We start from the raw sequence: 2,806 nt of genomic DNA, 5'->3' as shown, positions 1-2,806 counted from the left end.
CCGCCCGATACAGGCGCATCTATAAAGTCGATATTTTGCAGAGCCGCTTTTGCAGCTACTTCGCGTGCTACTTCGGCAGAGGTTGTTGTGTGATCAACCAAAACAGTGTGCGGCAACATGCCCGCTAACACGCCGTCGTCGCCATACACTACTGAGCGTAAATCGTCATCGTTACCAACACACATAAATACAATGTCGGCATTGCTTGCAGCTTCGCGCGGGATTGGTGCAAAGCTTCCTGAATGTTCTGCAGTCCACGCGTGTGCTTTAGCTTGAGTGCGGTTATAAACGCATACGCTGTGCCCTGCTTTTGCTAAATGCCCCGCCATTGGGTAACCCATTACGCCTAAACCTATAAATGCGACTTTCATTGACATAAAAATGACCTATTAAACTGATAACTTAGAAACTAGACCTCGATTATGTCAACCGATCGTTTAAAAAGCGAATGAAAGTCTTTATAAAATTTCCTTAGCGGGAAAGGTAAATAGGTAACCTATGGACAGTATTTATCAATTTAATGCGCCACTTTATAACAGCAAAAATTTTTCTCTTAATCAGTTGCAGGGTAAAACCGTACTTATTGTTAACACAGCGAGTAAGTGTAATTTTTCGGTGCAATTAAACGCGCTCGAAAAGCTTTATCAACAATATAAAAACCACGGTTTTACGGTGCTCGCGTTTCCGTGTAATCAATTTGGTCAGAATGAACCCCTTGATAACTTAGCAGTTAAAAACTTTTACAAAGAGCAATTTAATGTGTCGTTTGAGGTATTTAGCAAGGTAATGGTAAATGGACCAGAAACCCACCCGTTGTTTAATTATTTAAAATCGCATACTCGTGGTATTTCGCAAAACCGCGCTATTAAATGGAATTTCACTAAGTTTTTAATTAATTCACAAGGGCAACTTGTTGCTCGCTATGCACCGCGTACTAAGCCCGAAACACTTATACAAGTAATAGAAAATAACTTACTGCAAGCTGCTAAGTTAAGCGCTGCCAAAGGGGGTAAAAAGGTTTCGTCAAAAATACCTATGTTTACGTCGGTTAAGGCATAAATTAAAGCTTAATTTAAATCAATAAAATGTGTGTTACTAAAGCACAGTTTTATAAAGTGGTTTATTGTATTAATACTTCTTAAGCGTCGAGGCTATTACCATGAACATTGCATTTTTTAGTGCACAAAAATACGAATTGTCTTTTTTTGAACAAAGTACACGTGATTATAGTGATATAAATATTACCTATTTTGAGCAAGGGCTAAGCGATCAATCGGCTATCTTAGCAAACGGATTTGATGCCATATGCGTATTTGTTAACGACACCGTAAATGCTGCTGTTATTGAACAATTGGCAAGCCAAGGTATAAAAACTATTTTGCTGCGCTGCGCTGGATTTAATAACGTTGATTTACCTGCAGCAAAGGCTCATAACTTAAAAGTATTACGCGTGCCCGCCTACAGCCCTGAGGCAGTAGCTGAGCACTGCATAGCGTTAATGCTAACGCTTAGTCGTAAAACTCATAAAGCTTACAACCGCGTGCGCGAAGATAACTTTGATTTAAACGGATTGCTTGGTTTTAACTTACATAATAAAACCGTGGGAATTATAGGCTGCGGTAAAATTGGCATTGCGTTGTGCAATATATTAAATGGCTTTGGTGCAAAAGTATTAGTGTGCGACCCATACGCACAACCAGGCAATTATACAATTACCGATATAGACACATTACTGAGTCAAAGTGATGTGATTTCTTTGCATTGCCCTCTAACGGAACAAACTCATCATATAATTAACGATGAAACGTTTAGTAAAATGAAAACCGGCGTTATGTTAATTAATACGTCTCGCGGTGCATTGCTTGATAGTAACGCGTGTATAAATGCACTCAAAACTAAAAAACTAGGCTACTTAGGACTCGACGTATACGAGCAAGAGTCTGAGCTGTTTTTTAAAAATCACAGCGACGAAATAAACCAAGACGATATATTCTCGCGCTTAGTGAGCTTTAAAAATGTATTAGTGACAGGGCATCAGGGCTTTTTTACACAAGAAGCACTTACCGAAATAGCAAATACAACCGTACTTAATGCCCTTGAAGTAAGTGAAGGTAAATCTTTAACTAATGAGGTTTTATAAAAAGCTTAGCAGTATCTAAATAACAGGCACAAAAAAAGCGAAGTGCGTTTTAAACTCACTTCGCTTTTTTAATCTATTTTTTAAGCTATTTTTAGCCAAAGGCTACATTGGCAAATACCAAGGTCATTAATATTGGGCAAACAAAGCGAATGTACTGAGCAAACCAGTAATGCAAACCTGTAGTTGCTTGGTGTAGTTTATTACCACGCTGCCACATCCACCCTACTGTAATAAAGTAAAATAAGCCCATAAGCGGTAATTGGTATTGGGTAAATAGCATAATGACTAAGCCAAATAACCAATCAAAATTTAATATAATGGCGCTTGCACACACAAGTACAACGGCGCTTACTGCCCATGTTGCTTTGGTGCGACTAACGTTATGGTTTTCGACTAAAAATGCCACCGGAATTTCGGTGGTCGATATAGTTGACGTAACCGATGCGATAGACATTAATACAAAAAACAATAAACCAACTAATAAGCCAATTTCGCCCATAGTGCTAAATAGCGCAGGTAAAATAGCAAAAATAAGTTGTCCTTCACCAATCAGTTTACCGCCACTAAATACTTCAACGCCGTTGTGCTGCGCTACATAAATCGCAGGAATAATGAGTAATCCTGCTAAAAACGCGACACTGGTATCAAGTAAGGCTACACCTGCGG

At 38.9% G+C, this 2,806-nt stretch carries 3 protein-coding genes and 1 pseudogene; 2 read left to right on the top strand and 2 right to left on the bottom strand.

All coding sequences use genetic code 11. From position 1 onward, the window contains the following. Nucleotides 1-377: NAD(P)-dependent oxidoreductase (locus L647_RS0120720; RefSeq protein WP_024612718.1), on the bottom strand; the 377-nt coding region annotated here is incomplete at its 3' end. A gap of 121 nt (nt 378-498) precedes the next feature. On the opposite strand from L647_RS0120720, the gene L647_RS0120715 reads away from it, so the two are divergent. Both L647_RS0120715 and L647_RS0120710 read left to right on the top strand, forming a co-directional pair. Beyond that, nucleotides 499-1,059 (top strand): glutathione peroxidase, encoded by a 561-nt coding sequence (locus L647_RS0120715; RefSeq protein ID WP_024612717.1) that lies wholly within the window; start codon nt 499-501, stop codon nt 1,057-1,059. Nucleotides 1,060-1,159: 100 nt separating this feature from the next. Then, nucleotides 1,160-2,140, top strand: coding sequence for a 2-hydroxyacid dehydrogenase (locus tag L647_RS0120710; RefSeq protein WP_024612716.1), 981 nt, complete (start codon nt 1,160-1,162; stop codon nt 2,138-2,140). Nucleotides 2,141-2,231: 91 nt separating this feature from the next. Here the strand turns inward: L647_RS0120710 and L647_RS0120705 are convergent. Continuing rightward, nucleotides 2,232-2,806 (bottom strand): annotated as a pseudogene (locus tag L647_RS0120705) (sodium-dependent transporter); the annotation flags it as partial.

It is taken from the genome of Pseudoalteromonas sp. TB64, assembly GCF_000498095.1.
Taxonomy (GTDB): domain Bacteria; phylum Pseudomonadota; class Gammaproteobacteria; order Enterobacterales; family Alteromonadaceae; genus Pseudoalteromonas.
Note: the sequence above shows the minus strand (reverse complement) of the source record. Positions and strands in the feature narration are given on the sequence as shown.